This window comes from Mycobacterium sp., from assembly GCF_051006775.1.
Classification (GTDB): Bacteria; Actinomycetota; Actinomycetes; order Mycobacteriales; family Mycobacteriaceae; genus Mycobacterium.
The window spans coordinates 1-25,179 of the sequence record NZ_JBPCSX010000028.1; the positions used below are offsets into that span (position 1 = coordinate 1).

The following is a 25,179-nucleotide window of genomic DNA, read 5'->3' on the forward strand; positions in this document are numbered from 1 at the left end:
CACCAAGGGTGTCATCCACAAGAACCAGGCCGCCAACAAGAAGTCCGCGCTGGCCCAGGCCTTCAGCAAGCTCTGATCTTCCAGCAGTACCCGCGGCACCTGCGCACCCCGCACCCGCGGCACCTGCGCACCCGCACCCGCCGCACTCGCACGCCCCCCGCACTCGCACGCCCCCCGCACCCGCACGCCCCCCGCACCCGCCGATCGTGAAGTTATCTTCACCGTCGGCGTCGAGCGTGAAGATAACTTCACGCCGGGCGGGCTCTGGGCGGGCTGGGCACGCTGGGCGGGCTGGGCGGGACGGGCGGACAGGGCGGGCAGGTCCGGCCTACCGGCCGGCCGCCAGCTGCGCGACCTTGCGCACCGCTTCCTCCAGCGCATAGTCGGCGTCCGCCGCTGCGCCCTTGACATCGGCGTTGAGCGCGGCCACCAGCCGGATGGCAGTCGCCACCCTGTCCCGTGACCATCGCCGGGATTGCTTCTGCGCCTTCTGCACCCGCCACGGCGGCATCCCCAGCTCCGACGCCAGCCGGTTCGGATCCCCCGACAAAGGACCGATCCGGGCGATGCTGTGCACCGCCTCGCCCAGCGCGTCGGCGACCAGGACATGGGGAACCCCGCGCAACATCGCCCAGCGCAGCGCCTCAGCAGATCCGGCGACGTCACCGGCGACTGCCTTGTCAGCGATGTCGAAGCCGGTGACCTCGGCCTTGCCACTGTGATAGCGGCGCACCGCGACGGCATCGACCTGCCCATCGGTGTCGGCGACCAACTGCGAGCAGGCCGCGGCGAGCTCCCGGATGTCGGAGCCGACCGCGTCGAGCACGACGGCGACGGTGTCGTCGTCGACCTTGACCTTCAGCGCGCGGAACTCGGCACGTACGAAGGCGGTCTGGTCGGCGAATTTCTTGATCTTGGCGCAGGGATGCGTCTGGGCGCCGAGATCGCGCAGCTGACCGGCCAGCGCCTTGGCCCGGCCGCCGCCGCTGTGCACCACCACCAGGACGGTGCCCGGCGGCAGGTCCGCGGCCGCCGAGGCGACCAGCGCGGCAGCATCCTTGCCGGCTTCATCGGCGGCGTCCAGGATCACCACCCGTTCATCGGCGAACAGTGACGGGCTGAGCAGCTCGGCCAGTTCGTTGGTGGAGACCTCCCCGGCCCGCAGCCGGTTGACCGGAACATCGGGGGTGCCCGCCGATGCGCGGGCGGCGTGCAGGATCTCACCGATCGCGCGGTCGATGAGCAGGTCCTCGTCGCCGAGCACCAGATGCAGACCCGGATTGGCAGTCACCCGACGATGGTGTCACGGCCCCCCGACGATCGCTGACACCGACCACGCCAGCGTCACCAGTGCAGCCGCCGCCGATACCTGCCGGAACCACCGTCGAGGCCAGAGCAGGACAGCCGCCACCGAGCAGCAGCCCACGATGCCCAGCCCGGCGAAACCGTCCGGCACGCTGATCACCGCGCCGGGAACGGCCGCCGCCAGATGAGCCGCGCGCAGCAGCCACCACAGCAGGGGCCCGGTGAACCGGATGAGCAGACCCGCCCCGCCCGGCCACAGTGGCGCCAGTGTCGCCGCGGCGGTACCGAGCAGGGTGATCGGTGGGATCACCGGTGCCACAATCAGATTGGCGATGATCGAGACCAGACTGAGACGGCCCGAGATCGCGGCGATCAGCGGAGCGGTGGCGCACTGCGCCGCCAGTGCGATACACAGCGCGTCGGCCGCCGGCTTGGGCCAGCCCCGCGCAACGAGCCGTTGCGACCAGACCGGGGCAAGCACAACCAGCGCCGCAGTGGCCGACACCGACAGCGCGAAACCGGCGTCGACGGCCAGCTGGGGGCTGACCATCATCAGGGCGATCACGGTTGCCGCCAGCGCGGGGACGGCCTGCCGTCGCCGCGACGACAGCACAGCCAGCAGGCCGATCGAGGCCATCACCGCCGCTCGCAGCACGCTGGCGCCGGGCTGCACCACGATGACGAACGCCGCCAATCCCAACGCGGCCAGCACGACCGCCGGGCGCGGCCCGATGAGCCGGGCCGAGAGCAGCAGCGCTCCGCAGACGATTGAGACATTGGCCCCCGAAACGGCCATCAGATGGGTCAGCCCGGCCATGCGGAACTCCGCGATGGTGGTCACGGGAACGGCAGCGGTGTCCCCGAGCACCAATCCGGGCAGCATGGCGGCCTGGTCGGCCGGCAGCACCGCTGCGCCGGCTGCGGCGAAGCCATCGCGCAGCGACTGCGCCGTTCGCTGGACGAGCGGTGCTGAGCCGACGCTGGGCCGTCCCGTCGCGGTGAGCACCGCGACTGTGAGGTCATGGCGCGACGGACGGGAAACCCGCGCCCGGAATCGGGCCGGCTGTCCGGGAATCAACCGGCCGAAATCCGTCCCGGACGCGAAAATGGTCACCGCGCCCGTCATTTCATCGTCGTCGACGCGGGCAAGCTCACCGCGGAGTATCAACCGGCCGCTTCCCGCCATGCGCGGTCCCTCCGCCGGGACGACCGTCACCCAGGCGGTCGAGCCGAAACGCTGGGTGACCCGGTGGTGGCCGACCGCATCGCTGCGCAACCCGGCCGCCAACCCGAACGCGCAGCCGATCAGCGCCACACCGAGCACACCGATTCGCGCGGCCCGCAGCACCGGGTGGCGATCACCGAGCAGACGGGCGACCACCGCCCAGGCGACGCCCACCGCAGCACAGAGCGCAGCGATCGTGGGCCCCAACCCCCAGGCGATACCGGCCGCGGTGGCCACCCAGGCCGTCAGCGCGGCGGGGACCAGCCTCAGATCCACCGGGTCAGACCACACACCTTCACACCCGCACCAACGGCCGCAACCTCTCCAGCCGGGCCGGGCCGATGCCGTCGACCTCACCGAGTTGGTCGATGCTGGTGAAGTTCCCGTTGGTCTGCCGCCAGGCCACGATCGCCGCGGCCATCACCGGGCCGACTCCGGGAAGGGCGTCGAACTGCTCCACGGTGGCCGCATTCAGATCGACCGGGCCGGCCGGCCTGGGCGCACCGCTGCTGGCCGGAGCCGATCCGGTGGGCACTCGACGCGATGAGCTTCCGAGGGCACCCGGTTGCCCGGCCGGGGCGGTGATGCCCACGACGATCTGCTCGCCGTCGTCGACGTGCCGGGCGAGGTTGAGGCCGAGGGTGTCCGCACCGGCAAGCAGTCCCCCGGCCGCGGACACCGCATCGGCGATCCGGGCATGTGGGGCAAGCGTCACCAGACCGGGCTGGTGGACCAGGCCGACGACGCTGACCACCACCGGCTGATCGCCGGCAGGCCCCGGCACCGGTCCGGGCGACACCGATTCCACCGGCGGCAGTTTGGCCGAGACCACCGGCGCCGGATGTGATCGGACGAGGGTGAACACGGTGATCAGGATGGCGAGGACGGCGATCGCGGCCAGCGCGATACCGCCGGCCCGGCCGGGGTCTGCGCGCACCGCGGCCAGCCAGTCCCGCCCTCGCTGGGCGTGGCCGCTCGGCACCCAATCGGGCACCGGCCCGCCGTCACCGGATTCCGGGTCATCGTCGTCGTCGGGGTCTACCACCGGCTCGACACCCAACCGGCGGTGCAGGTCGGCCAGTGGCTGATCGGTTCGCATGCCGGTGACGGTAGGGAGGTCCAGCGACCGGATCCGACGCACGCACCCGGCCGGCGGCGGGGCCTGTGGACGAAACCGGGAGTGTGCGCACGGATGCGTTCGTATGGTGATGCCATGACCGCTACGGAACGGCCCCTCCGGGTCATCCAATGGACCACCGGCAATATCGGCCGCCGTTCACTGCACGCCATCATCGGCCGCCCCGATATGGAGCTGGTCGGGGTGTACGCCCACGGCGCCGACAAACTCGGCGTCGATGCCGCCGAGCTGTCCGGGTGGCCGCTGGGACCGGGGACGCCCACCGGTATCACCGCCACCAATGACATCGATGCGCTGCTGGCCACCAAACCGGACGCATGCTGCTACAACCCGCTGTGGCCCAGTATCGACGAATTGGAACGGCTCCTGGAAGCCGGCGTCAACGTGTGCACGTCGGCGGCCTGGATCACCGGCGGCAAACAGTCACCGGCGGACCTCGAACGGATCCGAAACGCCTGTGTGCGAGGCGATTCCACGATCTTCGGCAGCGGGGCTCATCCGGGGATGACCAATATGGTCGGCATGGTCCTGTCCGGGGCCTGCGAGCGGGTCGACGAGATCCGGATCACCGAGTCGGTGGATTGCTCGACCTACGAGTCGGCCGGGACCCAGACGGCGATGGGGTTCTCCTGCGATCCCGACACCCCCGGCCTGGCCGAGAGTGTGCGGGTGGAGAGCGAGGTGTTCGCCGAGTCGGCGGCGATGATGGCCGACGCGATCGGCGCGGACCTGGACCGGATGACGTTCGACGTGACGTTCACCCCGGCCACCGGTGACACCGATCTGGGGTTCATGACGATCCCGGAAGGCACCGTCGGCGGCGTCATGGGGTACCACCGCGGTTGGGTGGGCGAGCGCAATGTGGTCAGCGTCGGGTTCAACTGGACCATGGGTAACCACGTCACCCCGCCCAAGCCGCTGGAGCACGGCCACGTCGTCCAGGTGTTCGGAGTGCCGAATATGCGCACGGTGCTGCACTGCCTGCCGCCCAAGAGCTGGACCGAACCCGGGTTCATGGGTCTGGGGATGATCTACACCGCCATGCCGGTGACCAATGCCGTGCCGGCCGTGGTGGCCGCCGCGCCGGGGATCGTGACGCTCAAGGATCTCCCGGTGGTGACCGGACGGTTCAGGTAGCTTGCGGCGAATGGACATCGAACGCCGGACGTTCCTCGCAGGTCTCGGCGGAGCAGCCCTAGCCGCCCCACTGCTCGCGTCGTGTGCGAAGGGCGCCGACAAGACCGACACCGCGGGAAACCAACCCGCTGCGGCGCGGATACCCAAGCCGATGGTTCCTCCGCCGGTGAACGGTGAGCCCGGAACGCTGCTGAGTCAGGAGCCGCAGGAGACCGGAATCAAAGGTGCCCGCGCCTGGCGCATCCGGTACATCTCGCGGGACGTCAACAACGTCGCCCACGAATCCAGCGGCCTGGTGATCGCCCCGGCCGGCCGCGGCAGCAACCGGCCGGTTCTCACCTGGTGCCACGGCACCACCGGTCTCGGTGACGCCGCATGCCCGTCGGCGCAACCGGACCCGGCACGGGAACTCATCACCTACTTCGACCCGAAGGCGACGGCGCAGATCGACTACGGGGTGCCCGGACTGCAGGGCTGGATCGACGACGGCTGGGTGGTGGTTGCGACCGACTACCAGGGCCTGGGAACGCCCGGCATGCACCAGTACACGGTCAACATCACCAACGCCCGCGACGGTATCTACGGCGCGCACGCGGCACGCAAACTCGACGTCGATGCCGGAACCTCGGTGGGTTGCGCAGGCTGGTCGCAGGGCGGCGGCGCGGCGGCGGCGATCGCCGAACTCGACGCAGCCGACTATCGCGACCTGAAACTGATCGGGACGGTCTGCATGTCCCCCGGCGTCACCAAGGTGGGCCTGGACATTCCCTCGCCGATGACCACCGCGCTCACCGGCGCCAAGATCGCCCCGGACTCCCACCTGGTAATGCTGTTGGCCGGAATCCAGGCGGCGAACCCCGCGAAACTGCTACTGCCCGAGGCATTCTCACCGCTGGGCGTCGAGATCATTGAAGCCGCCTGGAACAACCAGCCGGTGCATCACCTCAACGACACCATCGCCCGGATGTTCCGGCTCAAGGGTGGGGTGCTCAACCCGGCGCCACCGAACTTCCCGGCATGGCGGGAGGCGATCATCGCCAGTTCGGCGGCGCAGCGTAAACCTGTCGCACCGGTGCTGGTGTGTATGGACACCTTCGACGGCGGGACGGTGATCCCGGTGACCTGGCAGACCGGTTATGTCGATGCGGTCACCGAACTCGGCGGCACCGTCGAGGTTCGCCGATACCCGGACGACGATCACTTCTCGCTGCCGCAGAGCTGTGTCGGCGATGCGAGGGCGTGGCTCAACAAGCTGCGAGGCTGACCACCACAGCCACCGCACCCGGGCCCAGGTGCACACCGAGCACCGGTCCCAGATCGGTGACGATCGCAGGACCGCAGGCCGGCAGCGCACTGGCCAGGGTGGCAGCCACCTGGGCCGCACCGTCCGGGTTGTCGACGTGGTGCACCGCCAATGCCGCCCGGCCCTCGCCCACCACGGCCAGCACCTGCTCGACCATGGCCGCCGTCGCCTTGGAGGTGGTCCGCACCCGCTGGGCGAGCACGAGCTTGCCGTCATCGAGGCGCAGTAGCGGCTTGAGGGCCAGTGCCGTGCCCAGCCATGATGCCGCGGCTCCGATCCTGCCGCTTCGGCGCAAATTTTCCAACCGCTGCACCACCAGGTAGGCGCGGAGCCCGGCAGCCGTCGAATAGGCTTGGGCCACAACGTCATCGAGATCGGCGCCGTTGTGCGCTGCACGCGCGGCGGCCAGTGCGACGAACCCGGTGCCCATAGCCGCCGATTTGGAGTCGACCACCCGGACCGCTCCGCCGAACTCGGCGGCGACGTGCTCGGCGGCACCCACGGTGCTCGACAGCGCCCCGGAGATGTGCACGGCGACCACCCCGTCGCCGCCGCTGTCCGCCAGCGCCTGTCGATAGGCGGCCCCCAGCTGCTCGGGACTGGCGCCCGCGGTGCTGACCCCGGTGCGCTGGTAGAGATCGGCCGGGAACTCGTCGACGCCGTCACGCAGATCGCGGCCGTCGACCAGGACGTGCAGGGGCACCACCGGGATTGCCCAGCGGGCGACGGCCTCATCCGGCAGCCGGGCCGAGGAGTCGGTCACCACGACGACCGGCATGGTTCAGCGTCCGCCGTCGTCGGCAGCGACACCGGCTTCGGCCAGCGCCTTGAGCATCAACTCGGCGACCGCCTGATGCGCTTCGAAGTTCCAGTGAATTCCGTCCGGGTTACCAGTGCCTCCCAGAACATGGGAGGCCACAGCCTCTTTCAAATCAACCAGCGGAAGATGGTGCTCAGCCGCCCATCGTGTGATCGCGGCAACGGTGCCCGGCCGGCCGCGATGTGCGTAGCCGTAGGTGGGCGCGATGTGCACCGACGGCAGCGCTGCCACGATCGGTATTCCGGGGCGGTTGAAGTCGATGGCACCGCGCGTCATCTCGAGGTACTCGACGGTCAGCCGTGGCGGCAGCGCCGGACGCGCCACCGGGGACAGCCGCGGCTGCAGCCAGCCGTAGCCGTCGCGCACCCAGCGCCGCAGCAGCGACGGCCGGATATAGCGGATCAGTTCCCGCATTGCGGTAGGCAGCGGTGAGGGTAGCGAGTCCATGCCGCTGGTCGCGAATACCACCGCTCCGGCTCGCGGAAGCGCGGCCCATGCGCGGGGGTCCTGGGTGGCTGCCCACCACACATCGCGTGACGTCCATCCGATGCGGCCGATCAGCTCACAATCCCAACCAAGCTGGGCTGCAACGATATTCGGCCAGATTCGCGGATCGTCGGCGGGAACACCGCCCTGCGGACCGTAGTACGACAGCGAATCGGCGAAAACCAGCAGTGTCGGTCGGGCGGATCCGTCAGAGGACATCGTTGGCGACCTGAGCCGATGCGTTCCAGACGTCGAGCCGCCAGCGCAGATCGGTGAAACCCCCGTCGCCGTGACCGGAAAGCTGCGCCCAACTCGCGTTACCCATTGCGCCGAACATCGGCCAGCTGTCCACCGGGAGATCCAGCAGGGCGGCACTCAACGCGGCGATCAGCCCGCCGTGGGCGACCAGCACCACCGGGCGGTCGCAGTCGTCGGCTCCCCACTGCGGCTCGTTGTCGAAGAGCTCTGTCACCAACGGAATGCTTCGGTCGGCGACGTCTATGCGACTCTCCCCGCCGTGCGGAGCCAGGGTTGCGTCCTCGCGCCACTGCTGACGCTTTCCCGGAGCGGCTGCGTCGACCTGATGATGGGTGAGCCCCTGCCAGTCACCAAGGTTGGTCTCACGCAGTCGGTCATCGGTTGCCACCGGCAGACCGGCGCATTCCCCGAGTGCGGTCGCGGTGTCGTGTGCGCGGCGCAGATCGGAGGAGACGATGAGCAGCGGCGCACGCTTGGCGAGCACCTCGGCCGCTGCGAAGGCCTGCGCCCGGCCCAGGTCGGTGAGCTCGGTGTCGATCTGGCCCTGCATGCGGCTGTCGGCGTTGGACTTGGTCTGCCCGTGACGCAGCAGAACCAGGTGGCGCACCCTCATGACGGTTCCTCAACATCGTCGAGCTCGACGTCTATGGTCGGGCAGTCCCGCCACAACCGATCCAGCGCATAGAAGTTCCGCTCATCGGTGTGCTGGATGTGCACGACGATGTCGACATAGTCCAGCAGCACCCAGCGGCCCTCGCGGGTCCCCTCCCGCCGGGCGGGCTTGTACCCGGCCAGCCGCATCTTCTGCTCGACCTCGTCGACGATCGCGCCGACCTGGCGCTCGTTGCCGGCCGAGGCGATCACGAACAGATCGGTGATGACAAGTTGTCCGGACACGTCGATCACGACTATGTCCTCGGCCAGCTTGGCTGATGCGGCACGCGCTGCGACTGTCGCCATTTCGACGGCTTCGGCTGAGGCGGTCACTCAGATCACCTCCATGTTGGTGGGCTGACGGTAGAGCCCACGTTTGTTGACGTACTGGACGACACCGTCGGGCACCAGGTACCAGATCGGCCGGCCCCGGGCGGCTCGCTTGCGACAGTCGGTCGACGAGATCGCAAGTGCGGGCACCTCGACCAGACGTATCGCATCGTCGGCCAATTGGTCGACGGCCTCGGTGATGTGGGAATCGGTGAGCTCATATCCCGGCCGGCTGACTCCGATGAACTTCGCCAGACCGAACACCTCTTCCCAGTCCTGCCAGGTGAGGATCGAGGCAAGCGCATCGGCACCGGTGATGAAGTACAGCTCGCTGTCGGGATTCAGTGCGGCCAGATCACGAAGGGTGTCATTGGTGTAGGTCGGGCCGGCCCGGTCGATGTCGACGCGGCTCACCGAGAAGCGCGGGTTGGCCGCGGTGGCGATGACGGTCATCAGGTATCGGTCCTCGGCGGCACTGACATGCCGATCCTTCTGCCAGGGCGTGCCGGTGGGCACGAAGACCACCTCGTCGAGGGCGAACAGATCGGCGACCTCGCTGGCGGCGACGAGGTGACCGTTGTGGATGGGGTCGAACGTCCCGCCCATCACGCCGAGCCTGCGCCGCGGATCCATGGGGTCAGAGCTTACGGGTCAGACCGGCAGCAGCTGATCGATGACAGCGGCAAGCTGCTTGGCCGAACGGCACTCGTGCATGGTGATGATGTCTTCGTATCGCGGCACCGCCGAGTCGCCGCTGCCCCACAGATGCTTCGGCTCAGGATTGAGCCAGTGCGCGTGCCGGCTGGCGCTGACCATATGGGCCAGCAGATCGGCGGACGGGTTGCGGTAATTGGTGCGCGCGTCGCCGAGGATGAGCAGCGAGCTGCGCGGGGACAGCACATTGTGGAAGTTCTCGGTGAACGACACGAAGGCATTGCCGTAGTCGGAGTGCCCGTCACGGGTGTAGACCCCGGCCTCCCGGGTGATGCGCTGGATCGCGACCGCCAGGTCGGCGTCCGGGCCGAACAGGTGGGTGACCTCGTCGGTGGTGTCGATGAAGGCAAAGACGCGAACCCGCGAGAATTGCTGACGCAGCGCATGTACGAGCAAGAGCGTGAAGTGGCTGAATCCGGCCAACGAGCCGGACACATCGCACAGGACCACCAGCTCGGGTCGGGCCGGACGCGGTTTGCGCATCACCACCTCGATGGGCACCCCACCGGTGGACATCGACTTACGAAGCGTCTTGCGCATATCGATCGATCCGGCCCGGGAGCGACGGCGGCGTGCCGCCAGCCTGGTCGCGAGGGTGCGCGCCAGAGGGGCCACCACACGACGCATCTGACGCAGCTGGTCGCCGGACGCCCGCAGGAATTCGACGTTCTCGGCCAACTGTGGGATTCCGTACATCTGCACATGCTCACGACCGAGCTGCTCGGCGGTGCGCCGCTTGGTCTCACCCTCGACGAGCCTGCGCAGTTGTGCGATTTTCTGCGCTGCAACGGATTTCGCGATCTGCTCGGCGGTGGGTGACGGGTCGTCGCCGTGCGGGGCCAGCAGTCCGGCCAGCAGCCGGCCCTCCAGCTGGTCCAGTCCCATCGCCTTGAGAGCCTGATAGGACGAGTACGACGGACCGCGACTGGAGGTGTAGCGCCCGTAGGCCTCGACGATCTGGGCGATCATCGCGACCAGGCGGTCATCGAGATCACTGATATCGGGATTGTCGGCGAGCAGATCCAGGAGCATCTGCCGCATCGCCTCGGCATCCTCGGGATCGATCTGCGGGCGGCCCTCGGGGGCCTCGCCGTCATCCTCGTCGAGAATCGTCCGGTCGCCCAGTGCCGCCGGCCACCACAGGTCGAACAGCGCGTCGTAGGTCTGCCGGTGATCGGCCCGGCGCAGCACCGCGCACGCCAGACCCTCGCGCAGTTCCTCGCGGTCGCCGAGCCCGAGCACCGACATCACCCGGCCGGCGTCGACGGTCTCCGACGGACCGACTGAGATGCCCTGGGAGCGAAGCGCTTCGACGAAACCGACGAGGTGGCCCGGCAGGCCGTGCGGGGCCAGCGGCTGAGCGGGACGAGTCCGTCGGATGGCCATCGCGATACCTAGTTCAGCCGTAATTCGCCGGCGGCGCGCTGCTGATCGGACTGGTGCTTGAGCACCACACCAAGCGTCGCGGCAATGGTGGCGTCGTCGATCGTGTCGGCCCCCAGTGCCAGCACGGTGCGGGCCCAGTCGATGGTCTCTGCCACCGACGGGAGCTTCTTGAGTTGCATACCGCGCAACACCCCGATGATCCGCACCAGTTCGTCGGCCAGGCGCTCGGGAAGCTCCGGGACCCGGGACAGCAGAATCCGGCGCTCCAGGTCGGCATCGGGAAAGTCGATGTGCAGGAACAGACACCGCCGTTTGAGGGCCTCGGAGAGTTCGCGGGTCGCGTTGGAGGTCAACACCACGAACGGGGTGCGGGCGGCGGCGATGGTGCCCAGTTCCGGAATGGTGACCGCGAAGTCGCTCAACACCTCCAGCAGCAGACCTTCGATCTCGATATCGGCCTTGTCGGTCTCGTCGATGAGCAGCACGGTGGGCTCGGTGCGCCGGATCGCAGTCAGCAGCGGCCGCGACAGCAGGAACTCCTCGCTGAAGACGTCGTCTTTGGTGTGCTCCCAGTCGTGGTCCTTCCCGGTGGAGGACTGGATGCGCAGAATCTGCTTGGCGTGGTTCCACTCGTAGAGCGCGCGGGCCTCGTCAACACCCTCGTAGCACTGCAGACGCACCAGGCCCGAGCCGGTGGCTTGGGCGACGGCGCGGGCCAACTCGGTCTTGCCGACACCGGCCGGCCCTTCGACCAGCAGCGGCTTGCCCAACCTGTCGGCGAGGAACACCGCTGTGGCCGTGGCGGTATCGGGCAGGTACCCGGTCGAGGTGAGCTTGGCCGTGACGTCCGCGATATCGGTGAACAACGGGGCGGGCCGCGCCGGGGTGGTGGTCAAGGACTCTCCAGTCTTCAGGCGGGTCGGATGTGGCCGTCGCCGAAGACGATCCACTTGGTCGAGGTCAGTTCAGGCAGGCCCATCGGGCCGCGGGCGTGCAACTTCTGGGTCGAGATGCCGATCTCGGCGCCGAATCCGAACTGCTCACCGTCGGTGAAGGCGGTGGACGCGTTCACCATGACCGCGGCGGCGTCGACCTGTTCGGTGAACCGTTGCGCCGCAGCGAGATCCCTGGTGACGATGGCTTCAGTGTGCCCGGTGCCGTAGGTGTTGATGTGGTCGATGGCGGCGTCGAGACCGTCGACAACCGCGACCGCGATGTCCATCGACAGGAACTCCGCGCGCAACTCGTCCTCGGTCGGATTGTCGTGGATGGTGACCCCGGCCCGTTCCAGCGCGTCCACCAGCCGCGGCAGCGCGGTTGCGGCGACGGCCTTATCCACGAGCAGTGTCTCGGCGGAGTTGCACACACTGGGCCGACGGGCCTTGGCATTGACGATGATTCGCTCGGCAACATCGAGATCGGCGGCGGCGTGGACGTAGACGTGGCAGTTGCCCACCCCGGTTTCGATGGTGGGCACCATCGCATCGCGCACCACCGCCTCGATCAGGCCGGCGCCGCCGCGCGGAATGACCACGTCGACCAGTCCGCGGGCCTGGATCAGATGGGTGACACTGGACCGGTCGGCGCTGGGCAGCAGTTGTACCGCGTCCTCGGGCAGGCCCTCTCCGCACAGTGCGCCGCGCAGCACGGTGACCAGTTCGGCGTTGGAGTGTGCCGCTGACGAACTCCCCCGCAGCAGTACGGCGTTACCGGATTTCAGCGTGAGTCCGAACGCGTCGACGGTGACATTGGGCCGGCCCTCATAGACCATGCCGACCACACCGAGCGGTACACGCTGCTGGCGCACCTGCAGGCCGTTGGGCATCGTGCGGCCGCGCAGCACCTCACCGATCGGGTCGGGAAGCCCGGCCACCTGACGCAGGCCCGCTGCGATGCCGTCGATGCGCTGCGGGTTGAGCGCCAGCCGATCCAGCATGGCCTCGGGGGTCCCGGCGGCACGCGCGGTGTCGAGGTCGGCGGCGTTGGCGGCGAGGATCTGATGGGCATGGGCCAGAACCGCGTCGGCGGCGGCGTGCAATGCGCGATCTTTGACCGCGGTGGTCAGCGAACCCAGAGCGCGCGCGGCCGTCCGGGCCCGCCGCGCGGCGGCGTGAACCGTCTCCCGCACATCGGTGTCCGGAGCGACGTTGACACTCATCGGCCCAGCGTATCGGTTCCCCACCAACCGGCGGGTGGGGGCTGACGCAAAACCGGCCACCGGCCCCGGGCGGCCCGGCGCGGCGACCGGTGTTGCTAACAGCTAACGAAGCGGTCACGGCCAGCGTGGCCGACGTGCGCAACGGCCCGACGTGGCTAGTTTCGGCCAGGTGATGCGCAAACTCGCCCGGGCGGCCGCCGCGGCGTTGCTGTTGCCGGCACTTGCCGCGACCCCGCCCGCTGCTGCGTTCTCGCGGCCGGGACTGCCGATCGAGATCCTGAGCATCCCGTCACCGGCGATGAACCGCAACATCCGCGTCGAGTTCCAGCCCGGCGGGACCCACGCGATCTATCTCCTCGACGGCCTGCGCGCCGAAGACGAGACCAACGGCTGGGATATCAACACCGCCGCCTTCGAGTGGTACTTCGGGTCCGGTCTGTCGATGGTGATGCCGGTCGGCGGTCAGTCGAGCTTCTACTCCGACTGGTATCGGCCGGCGTGCGGCAAGGCCGGCTGCACGACGTATAAGTGGGAGACCTTCCTGACGAGCGAGATGCCCGCCTGGCTGATGGCGAACAAGGGCATCACGCCGACCGGCAATGCCGTTGTGGGACTGTCGATGTCAGGCGGTGTCGCGCTTAACCTTGCGATCTGGCATCCGACCCAATTCCTGTTCGCGGCATCGCTGTCAGGATTCCTCAACCCGTCGATAGGGCTGTGGCCGATTTTGATCAACGTCGCGATGCGTGATGCCGGCGGCTACAGCGCGACCGATATGTGGGGCCCCAAGGGCGATGTCGCGTGGGCGCGTAACGATCCGATGGTCAACATTCCACGACTGGTGGCCAACAACACGGCGGTCTGGATCTACTGCGGCACCGGCGCCCCGTCGGATCTGGACCCCGATCCCTCCATCATCGGCAACTTCACCGCGGGTTACCTGGAGAACGTCACGCTGGACACCACCAAGGAGTTCCAGAGGAAGTATCTGGCCGCCGGCGGCAAGAACGCCGTGTTCAACTTCCCACCGGCGGGCACCCACAGCTGGGGCTACTGGGGAGCCCAGTTGCAGGCGATGAAGGGTGACATTCAGCGGGTTCTGGGCGCCACGCCCGCGAGCTAGCCGCTCGGGATCTCGCGTTCGATCTCGTCGAGCCACACCGTGGCAGCCATGTCCGACGGCGCCCGCCAGTCACCCCGCGGCGAGAGCGATCCGCCGCCCGACACCTTCGGGCCGTTGGGAAGTGCGGACCGCTTGAATTGGCTGAACGAGTAGAAACGTTGAGCGAAGACACCCAGCCAGTGCCGGATCTCGGCGAGTGAGTACGCCGGCCGTTTACCAGGCGGAAATCCCGGGGGCCAGTTGCCCGACGCCGGGTCGTTCCAGGCGTGCCAGGCCAGGAACGCGATCTTGGACGGACGGAAGCCGTAACGCAGCACCCAGAACAAGTTGAAGTCCTGGAGCGCGTACGGCCCGACCGTGGCCTCGCTGCTCTGGACCTCGTCGCCGGCTTCGGTCGGGACCAACTCAGGGCTTATCTCGGTGTCGAGGACCGACTGCAGGATGAGGCCCACCTCGTCGTCGAACTGCCGGGAACTGATCACCCACCGGATCAGGTGCTGGATCAGAGTCTTCGGTACCCCGCCGTTGACGTTGTAGTGGCTCATCTGATCGCCGACGCCGTAGGTGGACCAGCCCAGTGCGAGTTCGGAAAGATCCCCGGTGCCCAGGACGATGCCGCCGCGCTGGTTGGCGATCCGGAACAGATAGTCGGTGCGCAATCCGGCCTGCACGTTCTCGAACGTGACGTCGTAGACGGCCTCACCGCGGCCGAACGGATGACCGATCTCGGTGAGCATCAACTGCGCGGTGTCGCGGATGTCGAGTTCTTCGAAGGTGACCCCGAGTGCTCGGGACAACCTGATGGCGTTGTTCTTGGTGCGCTCCCCGGTGGCGAATCCGGGCAGGGTGAAGGCCAGGATGTCGCTGCGGGGCCGGCCTTCCCGGTCCATCGCCTTGGCGGCGACGATCAGCGCATGGGTGGAGTCCAGTCCGCCGGATACCCCGATGACCACCCTGGGGTATTTCAGCGCCCGCAGCCTCTGCTCAAGGCCCGAGACCTGGATGTTGTAGCCCTCGTAGGAGTCCTGCTCGAGCCGAACACGATCACTGGGCACGAACGGGAACCGCTCAACCTCGCGATGCAGGCCGATATCGCCACCCGGCGGATCGAGGTGAAAACCGATGCGGCGGAAGGACTCCAGGTCCCCCCGATGGTGGCGCCGGTTATCGTCGAAGGTTCCCATCCGCAACCGTTCGGCACGCAACAGGTCGAGGTCCACATCGGCCACCGAGCGGCGCTCTCCGCTCGGGAAGCGCTGGGACTCAGCCAGCAACCGGCCGTTCTCGTAGATCATCGTCTGCCCGTCCCAGGCGAGGTCCGTGCTGGATTCGCCCTCCCCTGCAGCGGAGTAGACATAGGCGGCCAGACAGCGCGCCGATGCCGACCGGGCCAGCAGCTTGCGGTCGTCGGCACGTCCGATGGTGATCGGGCTGCCGGACAGGTTCGCCAGCACGGTGGCGCCGGCCAGAGCGGCCAGCGCACTCGGCGGCACGGGGACGAACATGTCCTCACAGATCTCGACGTGCAGCACCAGACCGGGAACGTCGGTGGCGTCGAACAACAGATCGGGCCCGAACGGGACATCCGCACCGAGCACACGGATGGTGCCCCGCATATCGTCGCCGGGGGCGGACTGGCGCCGCTCGTAGAACTCCCGGTAGGTGGGCAGGTAGGACTTGACCGCCACACCGAGAATCGCACCACGGTGGATCACCACCGCGGTGTTGTAGATCCGGTGCAGATGACGCAGCGGCGCCCCGACCACGAGGACGGGCAGCAGGTCCGCGGATTCGACGACGAGTTCGGCCAGGGCCGATTCCACCGCATCGAGCAGGCTGTCCTGCAGCAGGATGTCCTCGATGGAATATCCGGACAGCGTCAGCTCCGGGAACACCGCGACCGCCACGCCTTCGTCATGACAGGACCGGGCGATCCGCAGCACCGATGCCGCATTGGCGGCCGGGTCGGCCAGCACGGTCCGATGCGTGCAGGCGGCGACCCGGGCGAAGCCGTGCCGGTACGCCGAGAAGAAGTCCACACCATATTGTGGACTGCCTGCCTGCATACGGGGTCGGGCACACCGGCGAACAGGTGTTATTTACCTCAGGCGATCCAGGGTCTAAGGTAACTCTCAGTTTTTGCTCAGGAGCCGGGAAGGGCCGGAAATGGCGCGGACTTACGCACGGCTTGCCGCTGTCGCGGCGGTTGCGGCTGGGGTTGTGCTGTCTGCAGGCGCTGGGGCGGCGGTCGCCGATACCGACTCCCAGGACGGCAAGACCAGCAACGAACAGGCCCGTGGCGGGGGTTCCGGAAACTCCGGCGGCAAGACGCCAGCCGGCAAATCCGGTAGATCGGGTAACTCCTCGGGTTCCGGCAACGGCTCCGGCACCGGCAAGGATCACTCGGCGTCCAAGACCCAGTCCGGCACCCACTCGTCAGCAGGCACCGACGCGACAGACACATCCGAGGGCAACGGCAACGGCGCCGGCGAGGGCTCCGGCTCCGGCAGCGGCTCCGGCGAGGGCAACGGCAGTGTCAACAACAGCGGGAACAGCGGGACCAGCGGGAACAGCGGCAACACTGAAAGCCCCGGGAACGGCAACGGCGGCAATAGCGGATCGTCGGTCGACGACTCGAGTTCATCACCCACGTCGACGCAGACCCCAGCCACCTCGACCGTCGAACAGCCGACCACTCCCGCCACCGCAACCGCAACCGCAACAGCGACAGCCACGGCCACAGCCACCGCGGCCCCCACTGCCCCGGCCAACGGCCCCACCCCGACGAAGGTCACGAACAACGACACCTTCACCACTGCCCCGCCGGCCCCCGGCGCCCACCCGTCAGCCGCGTCGCAGCCCGGCCGCACACCTGCGGCATCGGCCCCCGGAATCGGCGCGGGCGGTAGATCAGCGGGCGATGCCGCCGCGATCTCATCCCGATTGGTGTCAGACGGGGCAGGCGCGGGAAAGTCGACTGGCGGAGCGACGCCGAACTCTGCGCGCGGCTGGCTGACCAAGGTCGGCGATGAGTTCATCACCAGCGTGACCACAGCGCTGCGCGAAGTGACGCTGAAGGACCTCGCACTGGCGGCCCTGCCCGGGATCGCCGGGCTGATTTTCGTATTCAGCACCGGCATCGGACTGGGGCACCGGCAAGCCAAGTTCGGTTTTCTCATGGAGACCACCGGCGCCCTGAGATTCGCCGCCCGCGGCCCGCTGGGTGTGGTCCGCTCCGGCGGTTTCATCGCGGTTCGGGCCCGCAAGGCGGCCACCCGCGGGTCGGCCGGATCCAGAGCGGTGGACCGGGCCGCCTGAGCGCGCTCTCAGTAGTCTGAGGCGGTGGACGCACCCGAACTGCTCACGCTGTTGCGCGGCCGGCGTATCGCGGTGCTGACCGGAGCGGGCATCTCCACCGACTCCGGCATCCCGGACTATCGGGGGCCGGACTCTCCACCGGCCAACCCGATGACCATCCGGCAGTTCGTCACCAGCCGCGAGTACCGCCAGCGCTACTGGGCGCGCAACCACCTGGGCTGGAGACATATGGCGGCCACCGAACCGAATGCGGGTCACCGGGCGCTGGCCGAACTCGAGCGGGCCGGGATCGTCACCGGGGTGATCACGCAGAACGTCGATCTGCTGCACACCAAAGCGGGCAGCAATTTCGTCATCAACCTGCACGGCACCTACGCCCAGGTCGTCTGTCTGGACTGCGGCCACACCATGTCACGGGCGGCGCTGGCTGACATGCTGGAGGCCGCCAACCCCGGGTTCACCGAACGCGCGGAGAAGGTGGGCGGACTGGCGGTGGCTCCCGACGCCGACGCCGTGGTCGCCGACACCGCATCCTTCACCTTCGTCGACTGTCCCGCGTGCGGCGGGATGCTCAAACCCAATATCGTGTACTTCGGCGAGTCAGTCGCCAAAGAGGTTGTCGAACAGGCGTATTCACTGGTCGAATCCTCCGATGTCCTGTTGGTTGCCGGATCGTCTCTGACGGTGTTCTCCGGGTACCGGTTCGTGCGGCACGCGGCTGCCCGCTCGACTCCGGTCGCGATCATCAACCGCGGCCCGACCCGCGGCGACGATCTGGCCACGGTAAAACTCGAGGCCGGCTGCTCCCCCATCCTGGCGCTGCTGGCCGAGGAGCTGGTGTCACGATGCCGTCCCTGACCGACGTCGCCGCGGCCTTCGCAGTCGGTATCGGCACCACCGTGCTCAAGCCGGTGCGCCCGGAGCCCGGCCCGGCGACGCAGCGCTGGGGTGTCGGAGTCGGCGAGGCCGCCGCCGGCAAGCTGCCCGGCCCGCTGCGTGGAATCGCCCGTCAGCTCAATCAATTCGGTTCGGTGGTGGTCAGCCCCGGCGGGATCGAGTACGACGGCGACGAGGTTCCGTGGTCGAAGGTCACCGAGATCCGCGCGCGGCGACTGGTGGGTTATCTGGTCACCGACGGAATCACCAGACAGGTGGACCGCTTTCCGCTGTGGCGGTTTCCCGGCCGGGGGCTGGTACTCAACGGACTGACGCACGTCGCACTGACTGCGGTGGCGGTGGCCGCCGACCTCAAACTGGACAGCGGCGTGTTCACCGTCTATATCCCGGCAGAGGTGCACTACCGGGGACTGTTGCGCGCCAAGGACATTCAACCCGGTGTACCGGCCGCGCTGGTGCTCGCCGATCCGGCCGTGCGCGACATGGTGGAGGCGACCGCGAAGGCGCACGGCATACCGGTGGTACTGGCCGAGGATGATGCGCTGGAGGTCGCGGCCGAACGCGCCGCGGCCATCCGGTCGTTCGTCGGCGGCATCAGAACGATGCTGAGCGGTCGCTAGACGACGACGAGATCGTCGGCGTGCACCGCCGGGCGGCGCAGTTCAGCAGGCAACTCGGTGGTCGATCGCCCGATCATTGTCGCCAGTTCACCGGCGTCGTACGCCACCACCCCGCGGGCCACCAGGGCCCCGTCGGGCCCGTGCAACTCCACCACGTCACCGCCGTGGAACTGACCGTCCAGTGCGGTCACACCTGCCGGCAGCAGTGACCGGCGTTGCGAGACCACCGCGCGCACCGCTCCGTCGTCCAGTGTCAGCGTTCCGGTCGCCTCGGCGGCGTAGCGCAGCCAGAAGCGCCGCGCCGACATCCGACTCGGGCGGGCGGCGAATACCGTGCCGACGGACGCGTCGGTCAGGGCAGCATCAGCATCGGCGGCGGCTGCCAGTAGGACCGGCACCCCGGCGTCAGCGGCCAGCAGCGCCGAGGACAGCTTCGAGCGCATACCGCCGGTGCCCAGCGTGCTGCCCTGCCCGGCGGTGACGCCATCGAGGTCATCCGGTCCGGCGACCTCGGGGATGAAGCGAGCGTCACCCTTTCGCGGATCGGCATCGTAGAGGCCGTCGATATCGGAGAGCAATACCAGCGCATCGGCTCCGACCAGATGCGCGACCAGAGCCGAGAGCCGGTCGTTGTCGCCGAACCGGATCTCATTGGTGGCCACGGTGTCGTTCTCGTTGACGATCGGCACCGCGTGCAGCGCCCGCAACCGGTCCAGGGTGCGGGCGGCATTGGTGTGCTGGACCCGCTGGGAGATGTCATGTGCGGTCAACAGCACCTGTCCGACGGTGCGGTCATACCGGGCGAATGCCGTACTCCAGGCGTTGACCAGCGCCACCTGCCCGACGCTGGCGGCGGCCTGCTTGGTGGCCAGGTCGGCGGGCCTGCGGGACAGTCCCAGCGGCTCGAGACCGGCCGCGATGGCCCCCGAGGACACGATCACCACATCGGTGCCGGCCGTCATCCGCGCCTCGATGGCGTCGGTCAGCGCTGCCAGACGGCCGGTGTCGAACATGCCGGACGGGTCGGTCAGCGCGGTGGTCCCGATCTTCACCACGATGCTGCGCGCCGCTCGGATGGCCTCGCGGTGCGCGCTCACTTCTCGTCCTGACTCTCGCGGCGCTGCCGTCGGGCGATCTTCCGCTCGGCGGCGCCGACCCGGTCGGACTGTTCGAGTCGCGCGTCGGTACCGCGGCCGGTCGGGATGACGTCGACACCGGCCGGGGTCTGCGGCTCCCAGTCGAAGGTGACGTCGCCGATGGTGACCGCGCACCCGGGTTTGGCGCCCTGCCGGAAGAGTTCCTCTTCGACACCGAGCCGGGCCAGCCGGTCGGCGAGGTAACCGACCGCCTCGTCGTTGATGAAGTCGGTCTGGGCGATCCAGCGCTCGGGACGGCTGCCACGGACCACGAAGCCGCCGGCATGCCCCGGGTCGGGAGCGACGGTGAACCCACTGCGGTCAACCGGTACCGGCCGGATCACCGGGCGACGCGGAACCAGAGCGGGCTGGGCGTCACGGTAGGCGGCCACCAGATCCCACAGCGCGAAGGTCAACTCGCGCAACCCTTCTCGGGACACCGCAGAGACTTCAAAGACCGGCCAGCCGCGCTCGGCGATCTCGGCGCGCACGAAGTCGGCGAGTTCGCGCGCTTCGGGGACGTCGATCTTGTTGAGCACGACGGCTCGTGGGCGGTCGGCCAGATCGCCCAGCGTCGAGTCGCCCTGCAGGGTTGGCCGGTAGGCCGCCAACTCGGCCTCGAGCGCGTCGATATCGGAGATCGGATCGCGACCGGGCTCGAGCGTGGCGCAGTCGACCACATGCACCAGAACCGCACAGCGTTCGATGTGGCGGAGGAAGTCCAGGCCGAGTCCGCGGCCCTCGGAAGCACCCGGGATCAGACCGGGCACGTCGGCGACGGTGAAGGTGTGCTCGCCGGCGGAGACCACACCGAGATTGGGCACCAGCGTGGTGAACGGGTAGTCGGCGATCTTCGGCTTGGCGGCCGATATCGCCGACACCAGCGAGGACTTGCCCGCCGATGGGAAGCCGACGAGGCCGACATCGGCGACCGTCTTGAGTTCCATGGTGAGCTCGCGGTCCTGGCCGTTCTCGCCGAGGAGCGCGAAGCCGGGCGCCTTGCGGGCCCGGGAGGCCAGTGCGGCGTTGCCCAGACCGCCGCGTCCGCCTTCGGCGGCCACGAACCTGGTGCCCGCACCGACCAGATCGGCCAGCATCCGGCCCTGCTCATCGAGGATGACCGTGCCGTCCGGAACCCTGACCTCGAGGTCGGAGCCTGCAGCGCCGTCGCGGTTGGAGCCTGACCCCTGCTTGCCGGACGGCGCCACGACATTCGGGTGGAAGTGGAAGTCCAGCAGGGTGTGCACCTGGGGATCGACCACCAGGATCACGCTGCCGCCGCGGCCCCCATTGCCGCCGTCGGGCCCACCGAGGGGCTTGTACTTCTCCCGGTGCACCGACGCGCAGCCGTTGCCGCCATTGCCCGCGCGGGCGTGAATCACCACGCGGTCGACGAAACGAGCCATCGCCAGGGTCCTTTCAATCGCCGAGGGTGGAGGTCACTGCGCGAAGACGGTCTGGATCTCGCAGTGCTCGCACGCTCGCGAAATTCAGACCTACTCCGGTCGCGCGACAGCGACGATATTGACGGTCTTGCGACCGCGCTTCTCACCGAACTCGACCGCACCCGGGGCGGTGGCGAACAGGGTGTCATCGCCGCCACGTCCAACGTTGACGCCGGGATGGAAATGAGTACCCCGCTGCCGCACGATGATCTCGCCGGCCTTGACTACCTGGCCGCCGAACCGCTTGACGCCGAGGCGCTGTGCGTTGGACTCGCGACCGTTACGTGAGCTGGAAGCGCCCTTCTTATGTGCCATATCTGTCGCCTCCTACTTGATTCCGGTGACCTTGAGCACGGTCAACGGCTGACGATGACCCTGCCGCTTGTGGTAGCCGGTCTTGTTCTTGAACTTATGGATACGGATCTTCGGGCCCTTGGTGTGCTCGAGGATCTCGGCGGCCACAGCGACCTTGGCCAGTTCCTTGGCATCGGTGGTGACCTTGGCGCCGGCAACGACGAGGGTGACCGGCAGCGACACCGAGGCGCCCGGCTCGGACTCGATCTTCTCGACCTTCAGGATGTCACCGACGGCGACCTTGTACTGCTTGCCGCCCGTCTTGACGATCGCGTAGGTGGCTGCGTCGGCCATCGGTTCCTCTTCTGCTGCGGGCACGCGCTACCGGGGGTTGCGCGAGCTGGTCTTTGATGCGGGTCGCACAGGCGCCCCACTGCCGCCGGCGGGGCCTGGCGACAACTGCTCAAGGTTACGTGACCAGCACCGGAAGGGTCAAACCGGGTGCTCGTCGGGGGTCAGGACTGGGGTGGACCCGCCGGCCGGGCCGCGGCTCGCCGCCGGGGACGCCGGCCCGCCGGGGCCGGGTCGGGCGCCTGGACGGCTACGACCACCGGCTCGTCGTCGTCCTCGGAGTCCTCGTCATCGTCGTCGTCCTCGTCATCATCGTCGTCATCGTCGTCGATGTCGTCCTCGTCGACGATCTCACGGCCCTCGTCCTCCTCGATGGCATCGTCGTCGATCGCATCGTCGTCGACCTCGTCGAGTTCGATGTCCTCGTCGTCGTCGTCATCATCGTCGTCGTCATCATCGTCATCGTCGTCATCGTCGTCGTCGTCATCGTCGTCGTCAGCCTCGGACTCCAGCAGTTCGTCCTCAGCGGCCTCGTCGATGACCGCGGCGAGACCCTCCTCGACCAGTTCCTCCTCGGCAGCCTCGGTGTCGAGTTCCTCGCCGTCCTTGCCGACCGAGGCGGCCATCGCCTTGAACATCGGGTGCTCTGAAGCATTCGACGGCACCCGAACCACCGCGGGAACCTCCGGCTGCTCGTCGGTCTTGCCCTTCTTGCCACGCCGGCCCCGACGGCCACCGCCGGAACCGGAACCGGAGCCCGAACCCGATTCGGACTTGCGGCCCGAGCCCGAGCCGTTGTCCACAGGGTCGGAGTGCAGGACGATCCCGCGACCGGCGCACTCCGGGCAGTTGCTCGAGAACGCCTCGATCAGTCCGGTGCCGAGCTTCTTACGGGTCAGCTGCACCAGACCCAGCGAGGTCACCTCGGAAACCTGGTGACGGGTGCGGTCGCGGGCCAGCGCCTCGGTCAGCCGACGCAGCACCAGGTCGCGGTTGGACTCCAGCACCATGTCGATGAAGTCGATCACGATGATGCCGCCGATATCGCGCAGCCGTAGCTGACGCACGACCTCCTCGGCGGCCTCGAGATTGTTCTTGGTGACGGTCTGTTCCAGGTTGCCGCCCGCGCCGGTGAACTTGCCGGTGTTGACGTCAACCACCGTCATGGCCTCGGTGCGATCGATCACCAGGGTGCCGCCCGAGGGCAGCCAGACCTTACGATCCATCGCCTTGGCCAGCTGTTCGTCGATCCGGTGCACCGCGAATACGTCCGGGCCATCCGACTCGTACTTGGTCAGCTTCGAAAGCAGCTCGGGGGCAACGGAATTGACGTATCCGGTGATGGTCTCCCACGCACTGTCACCGGAGATGGTCAGACCGGAGAAGTCTTCGTTGAACAGATCCCGGATAACCTTGACCAGGACGTCGGGTTCCTCGTAGAGCGCGATCGCGGCCCCGGACTTCTTGGCCTTGACCTCTTCGGCGCGCGCGGCGATCGTGTTCCAGTGCTCCTGCAGCCGGTTGACATCGCCCCGGATGTCGTCTTCTTTCACGCCCTCCGAGGCGGTCCGGATGATGACGCCGGCATCTGCGGGCACCACCTCGCGCAGGATCTCCTTGAGACGCTGACGCTCGGTGTCGGGAAGCTTGCGGCTGATCCCGGTCGATGACGCACCGGGCACGTAGACCAGGTAACGGCCGGCCAGCGAGACCTGGGTGGTCAGTCGGGCACCCTTGTGTCCGACCGGGTCCTTGCTGACCTGAACCACGACGTAGTCACCCGGCTTCAGAGCCTGTTCGATCTTGCGCGCAGAGCCGCCGAGTCCGGCCGCCTCCCAATTCACCTCACCGGCGTAGAGCACACCGTTGCGGCCACGGCCGATGTCGACGAAGGCGGCCTCCATCGAGGGCAGCACGTTCTGCACGATGCCCAGATAGATGTTGCCGACCAGCGATGCCGATGACGCCGATGTCACGAAGTGCTCGACGAGGACGCCGTCCTCGAGAACGGCGATCTGGGTGTAACGCTCGCCCTGATGCGGGGGTTCGGTGCGGGTCTTGTCACGCACCACCATCAGCCGGTTGACCGCCTCGCGCCGGGCCAGGAACTCCGCCTCGGACAGGATCGGCGGACGGCGTCGGCCGGCGTCGCGGCCATCTCGGCGGCGCTGGCGCTTGGCTTCCAGGCGGGTCGACCCGCTGATGCCCTGGATCTCGTCGGAGCGCTCAGAGCGCTCCTTCTTGGCCCGCGGCGGTCGTTCGTGCACGACGGTGTTCGGCGGATCGTCCTCGGAGTCGGCATCGGAGTCGTCGCCGGACCCGGCCTTGCGGCGTCGCCGGCGGCGTCGCCGGCGAGTCGCTGCCTCACCGGTGCCGCCCTCATCGTCGCCGCCGTCCTCGTCGGACTCGGAATCCTCGGCGGCCTCGCCGCCCTCGGCAGCCTCGTCACCGGTGCCGGTGGCCGCGCCGGTCTCGGTGTCCTCGTCCTCGCCATCACCGGACGGTTCCCCGCGGCCGCGGCCGCGGCCGCGTCGGCCCCGGCGACGCCGGCGATTCGCCGGGCGTGACTCGCCGTCACCGGACTCGTCGTCCTCATCGGCATCATCGGACTCGTCGATCACCTCGGTGACCTCGGCGACCCGGGTGACCTCAGCGCCGGTGGATTCGCCGGCAGCGGCGGATGGTCCCGGGCGGGTGACGGGTTGGGGTGCGACGAACAGCGGCATATAGGCCGGCGGTTCCTCGAGAGTCGGCCGCGACTCCGACTCGCTCGCCGCGGGGGCGGCCGCACCCTGGGCGGGGTCCGCATCCCGGGCGGCGAGCAGATCCCGGACCTTGATCGCCTCGGCCTGGTCGATGCTCGATTGCGCACTGCGGGACCGATCGTCGAACTCGGCCAGGGCGTCGAGCACCCGTCTACTGGTGGTGCCGAGCACCCGAGCCAGGTAGTGGACTCTCAGCCGTTCCGGCAGGTCCTGGTCGGAAACCATGGGCGGCTGCCCAGGCGACGCGATTTCGGGCTGCTGAGTGAGGTCATCGTCGGGCACGTATTCTCCTTGGGCCCCCGGGCGCGTCTGGTCG

At 68.4% G+C, this 25,179-nt stretch carries 24 protein-coding genes; 7 read left to right on the forward strand and 17 right to left on the reverse strand.

What is annotated here, in order from left to right; all coding sequences use genetic code 11:
• On the forward strand, positions 1 to 76 hold a 76-nt coding region (locus ACR2JI_RS01725), incomplete at its 5' end, for a 30S ribosomal protein S20 (protein ID WP_526387443.1).
• A 252-nt stretch (positions 77 to 328) separates the two neighbouring features.
• Here ACR2JI_RS01725 and holA read toward each other — a convergent pair.
• The 3 genes from holA to ACR2JI_RS01740 are packed head-to-tail and all read right to left on the reverse strand — an operon-like array spanning position 329 to position 3,629.
• The gene (holA, locus tag ACR2JI_RS01730; protein ID WP_526387371.1) at positions 329 to 1,291 is read right to left on the reverse strand and encodes a DNA polymerase III subunit delta; all 963 of its coding nucleotides are present in this window, start codon (positions 1,289 to 1,291) and stop codon (positions 329 to 331) included.
• Between the two features lie 12 nt (positions 1,292 to 1,303).
• A complete protein-coding gene (locus ACR2JI_RS01735; protein ID WP_526387445.1) occupies positions 1,304 to 2,800 on the reverse strand; it encodes a ComEC/Rec2 family competence protein in 1,497 nt (498 codons plus the stop codon).
• 25 nt (positions 2,801 to 2,825) lie between these two features.
• Positions 2,826 to 3,629 carry a ComEA family DNA-binding protein gene (locus tag ACR2JI_RS01740; protein WP_526387373.1) on the reverse strand — a complete coding sequence of 268 codons (804 nt, stop codon included), beginning with the start codon at positions 3,627 to 3,629 and terminating at the stop codon, positions 2,826 to 2,828.
• A gap of 114 nt (positions 3,630 to 3,743) precedes the next feature.
• On the opposite strand from ACR2JI_RS01740, the gene ACR2JI_RS01745 reads away from it, so the two are divergent.
• Complete coding sequence (locus ACR2JI_RS01745) at positions 3,744 to 4,805, forward strand: NAD(P)H-dependent amine dehydrogenase family protein (RefSeq protein ID WP_526387375.1); 1,062 nt, start codon at positions 3,744 to 3,746, stop codon at positions 4,803 to 4,805.
• A 10-nt stretch (positions 4,806 to 4,815) separates the two neighbouring features.
• Positions 4,816 to 6,069 carry a lipase family protein gene (locus tag ACR2JI_RS01750; RefSeq protein ID WP_526387377.1) on the forward strand — a complete coding sequence of 418 codons (1,254 nt, stop codon included), beginning with the start codon at positions 4,816 to 4,818 and terminating at the stop codon, positions 6,067 to 6,069.
• Here the strand turns inward: ACR2JI_RS01750 and ACR2JI_RS01755 are convergent.
• Genes ACR2JI_RS01755 through ACR2JI_RS01790 form a run of 8 tightly spaced genes read right to left on the reverse strand, consistent with a single transcriptional unit; the run spans position 6,050 to position 12,914 of the window.
• The gene (locus ACR2JI_RS01755; protein WP_526387379.1) at positions 6,050 to 6,886 is read right to left on the reverse strand and encodes a DegV family protein; all 837 of its coding nucleotides are present in this window, start codon (positions 6,884 to 6,886) and stop codon (positions 6,050 to 6,052) included. The genes ACR2JI_RS01750 and ACR2JI_RS01755 overlap by 20 nt on opposite strands.
• 3 nt (positions 6,887 to 6,889) lie before the next feature.
• Positions 6,890 to 7,633 carry a diglucosylglycerate octanoyltransferase gene (gene octT / locus ACR2JI_RS01760; protein ID WP_526387381.1) on the reverse strand — a complete coding sequence of 248 codons (744 nt, stop codon included), beginning with the start codon at positions 7,631 to 7,633 and terminating at the stop codon, positions 6,890 to 6,892.
• Entirely contained in the window at positions 7,623 to 8,285 is a 663-nt protein-coding gene (gene gpgP / locus ACR2JI_RS01765; protein WP_526387383.1) for a glucosyl-3-phosphoglycerate phosphatase, read from the reverse strand. Before gpgP ends, octT begins: the two co-directional genes overlap by 11 nt.
• Positions 8,282 to 8,659 (reverse strand): ribosome silencing factor, encoded by a 378-nt coding sequence (gene rsfS, locus ACR2JI_RS01770; protein WP_526387385.1) that lies wholly within the window; start codon positions 8,657 to 8,659, stop codon positions 8,282 to 8,284. The genes gpgP and rsfS overlap by 4 nt, the downstream gene beginning before the upstream one ends.
• Positions 8,660 to 9,289 carry a nicotinate-nucleotide adenylyltransferase gene (nadD, locus tag ACR2JI_RS01775; protein ID WP_526387388.1) on the reverse strand — a complete coding sequence of 210 codons (630 nt, stop codon included), beginning with the start codon at positions 9,287 to 9,289 and terminating at the stop codon, positions 8,660 to 8,662.
• Between the two features lie 18 nt (positions 9,290 to 9,307).
• The gene (locus ACR2JI_RS01780; RefSeq protein ID WP_526387390.1) at positions 9,308 to 10,756 is read right to left on the reverse strand and encodes a vWA domain-containing protein; all 1,449 of its coding nucleotides are present in this window, start codon (positions 10,754 to 10,756) and stop codon (positions 9,308 to 9,310) included.
• 8 nt (positions 10,757 to 10,764) lie between these two features.
• Entirely contained in the window at positions 10,765 to 11,652 is an 888-nt protein-coding gene (locus tag ACR2JI_RS01785) for an AAA family ATPase (RefSeq protein WP_526387392.1), read from the reverse strand.
• Between the two features lie 14 nt (positions 11,653 to 11,666).
• Positions 11,667 to 12,914: a glutamate-5-semialdehyde dehydrogenase gene (locus ACR2JI_RS01790; RefSeq protein WP_526387394.1), complete on the reverse strand. Its 1,248-nt coding sequence runs from the start codon at positions 12,912 to 12,914 to the stop codon at positions 11,667 to 11,669.
• A 172-nt stretch (positions 12,915 to 13,086) separates the two neighbouring features.
• On the opposite strand from ACR2JI_RS01790, the gene ACR2JI_RS01795 reads away from it, so the two are divergent.
• The gene (locus ACR2JI_RS01795; protein WP_526387447.1) at positions 13,087 to 14,037 is read left to right on the forward strand and encodes an alpha/beta hydrolase; all 951 of its coding nucleotides are present in this window, start codon (positions 13,087 to 13,089) and stop codon (positions 14,035 to 14,037) included.
• Here ACR2JI_RS01795 and ACR2JI_RS01800 read toward each other — a convergent pair.
• Positions 14,034 to 16,076: an NAD(+) synthase gene (locus ACR2JI_RS01800; protein ID WP_526387396.1), complete on the reverse strand. Its 2,043-nt coding sequence runs from the start codon at positions 16,074 to 16,076 to the stop codon at positions 14,034 to 14,036. The two genes, ACR2JI_RS01795 and ACR2JI_RS01800, sit on opposite strands and share 4 nt — an antisense overlap.
• Before the next feature lie 127 nt (positions 16,077 to 16,203).
• On the opposite strand from ACR2JI_RS01800, the gene ACR2JI_RS01805 reads away from it, so the two are divergent.
• From ACR2JI_RS01805 to ACR2JI_RS01815, 3 genes are read left to right on the forward strand one after another with little or no spacing between them, the layout of a single operon-like run.
• Positions 16,204 to 17,355 (forward strand): hypothetical protein, encoded by a 1,152-nt coding sequence (locus ACR2JI_RS01805; RefSeq protein WP_526387398.1) that lies wholly within the window; start codon positions 16,204 to 16,206, stop codon positions 17,353 to 17,355.
• A gap of 24 nt (positions 17,356 to 17,379) precedes the next feature.
• Positions 17,380 to 18,213 (forward strand): NAD-dependent protein deacetylase, encoded by an 834-nt coding sequence (locus ACR2JI_RS01810; protein WP_526387400.1) that lies wholly within the window; start codon positions 17,380 to 17,382, stop codon positions 18,211 to 18,213.
• A complete protein-coding gene (locus ACR2JI_RS01815; protein ID WP_526387402.1) occupies positions 18,201 to 18,872 on the forward strand; it encodes a hypothetical protein in 672 nt (223 codons plus the stop codon). The genes ACR2JI_RS01810 and ACR2JI_RS01815 overlap by 13 nt, the downstream gene beginning before the upstream one ends.
• Here the strand turns inward: ACR2JI_RS01815 and proB are convergent.
• The 5 genes from proB to rne all read right to left on the reverse strand — a co-directional run bounded on the left by proB (position 18,869) and on the right by rne (position 25,088).
• Positions 18,869 to 19,969 (reverse strand): glutamate 5-kinase, encoded by a 1,101-nt coding sequence (gene proB / locus ACR2JI_RS01820; protein WP_526387404.1) that lies wholly within the window; start codon positions 19,967 to 19,969, stop codon positions 18,869 to 18,871. The genes ACR2JI_RS01815 and proB overlap by 4 nt on opposite strands.
• Positions 19,966 to 21,414: a GTPase ObgE gene (gene obgE / locus ACR2JI_RS01825; protein ID WP_526387406.1), complete on the reverse strand. Its 1,449-nt coding sequence runs from the start codon at positions 21,412 to 21,414 to the stop codon at positions 19,966 to 19,968. Before obgE ends, proB begins: the two co-directional genes overlap by 4 nt.
• Before the next feature lie 90 nt (positions 21,415 to 21,504).
• On the reverse strand, positions 21,505 to 21,768 hold the full coding sequence (gene rpmA / locus ACR2JI_RS01830; RefSeq protein ID WP_526387409.1) for a 50S ribosomal protein L27: 264 nt from the start codon (positions 21,766 to 21,768) through the stop codon (positions 21,505 to 21,507).
• A gap of 12 nt (positions 21,769 to 21,780) precedes the next feature.
• Entirely contained in the window at positions 21,781 to 22,101 is a 321-nt protein-coding gene (gene rplU / locus ACR2JI_RS01835) for a 50S ribosomal protein L21 (RefSeq protein WP_526387411.1), read from the reverse strand.
• A 161-nt stretch (positions 22,102 to 22,262) separates the two neighbouring features.
• A complete protein-coding gene (gene rne, locus ACR2JI_RS01840) occupies positions 22,263 to 25,088 on the reverse strand; it encodes a ribonuclease E (protein ID WP_526387413.1) in 2,826 nt (941 codons plus the stop codon).
• Positions 25,089 to 25,179: the final 91 nt, after the last annotated feature.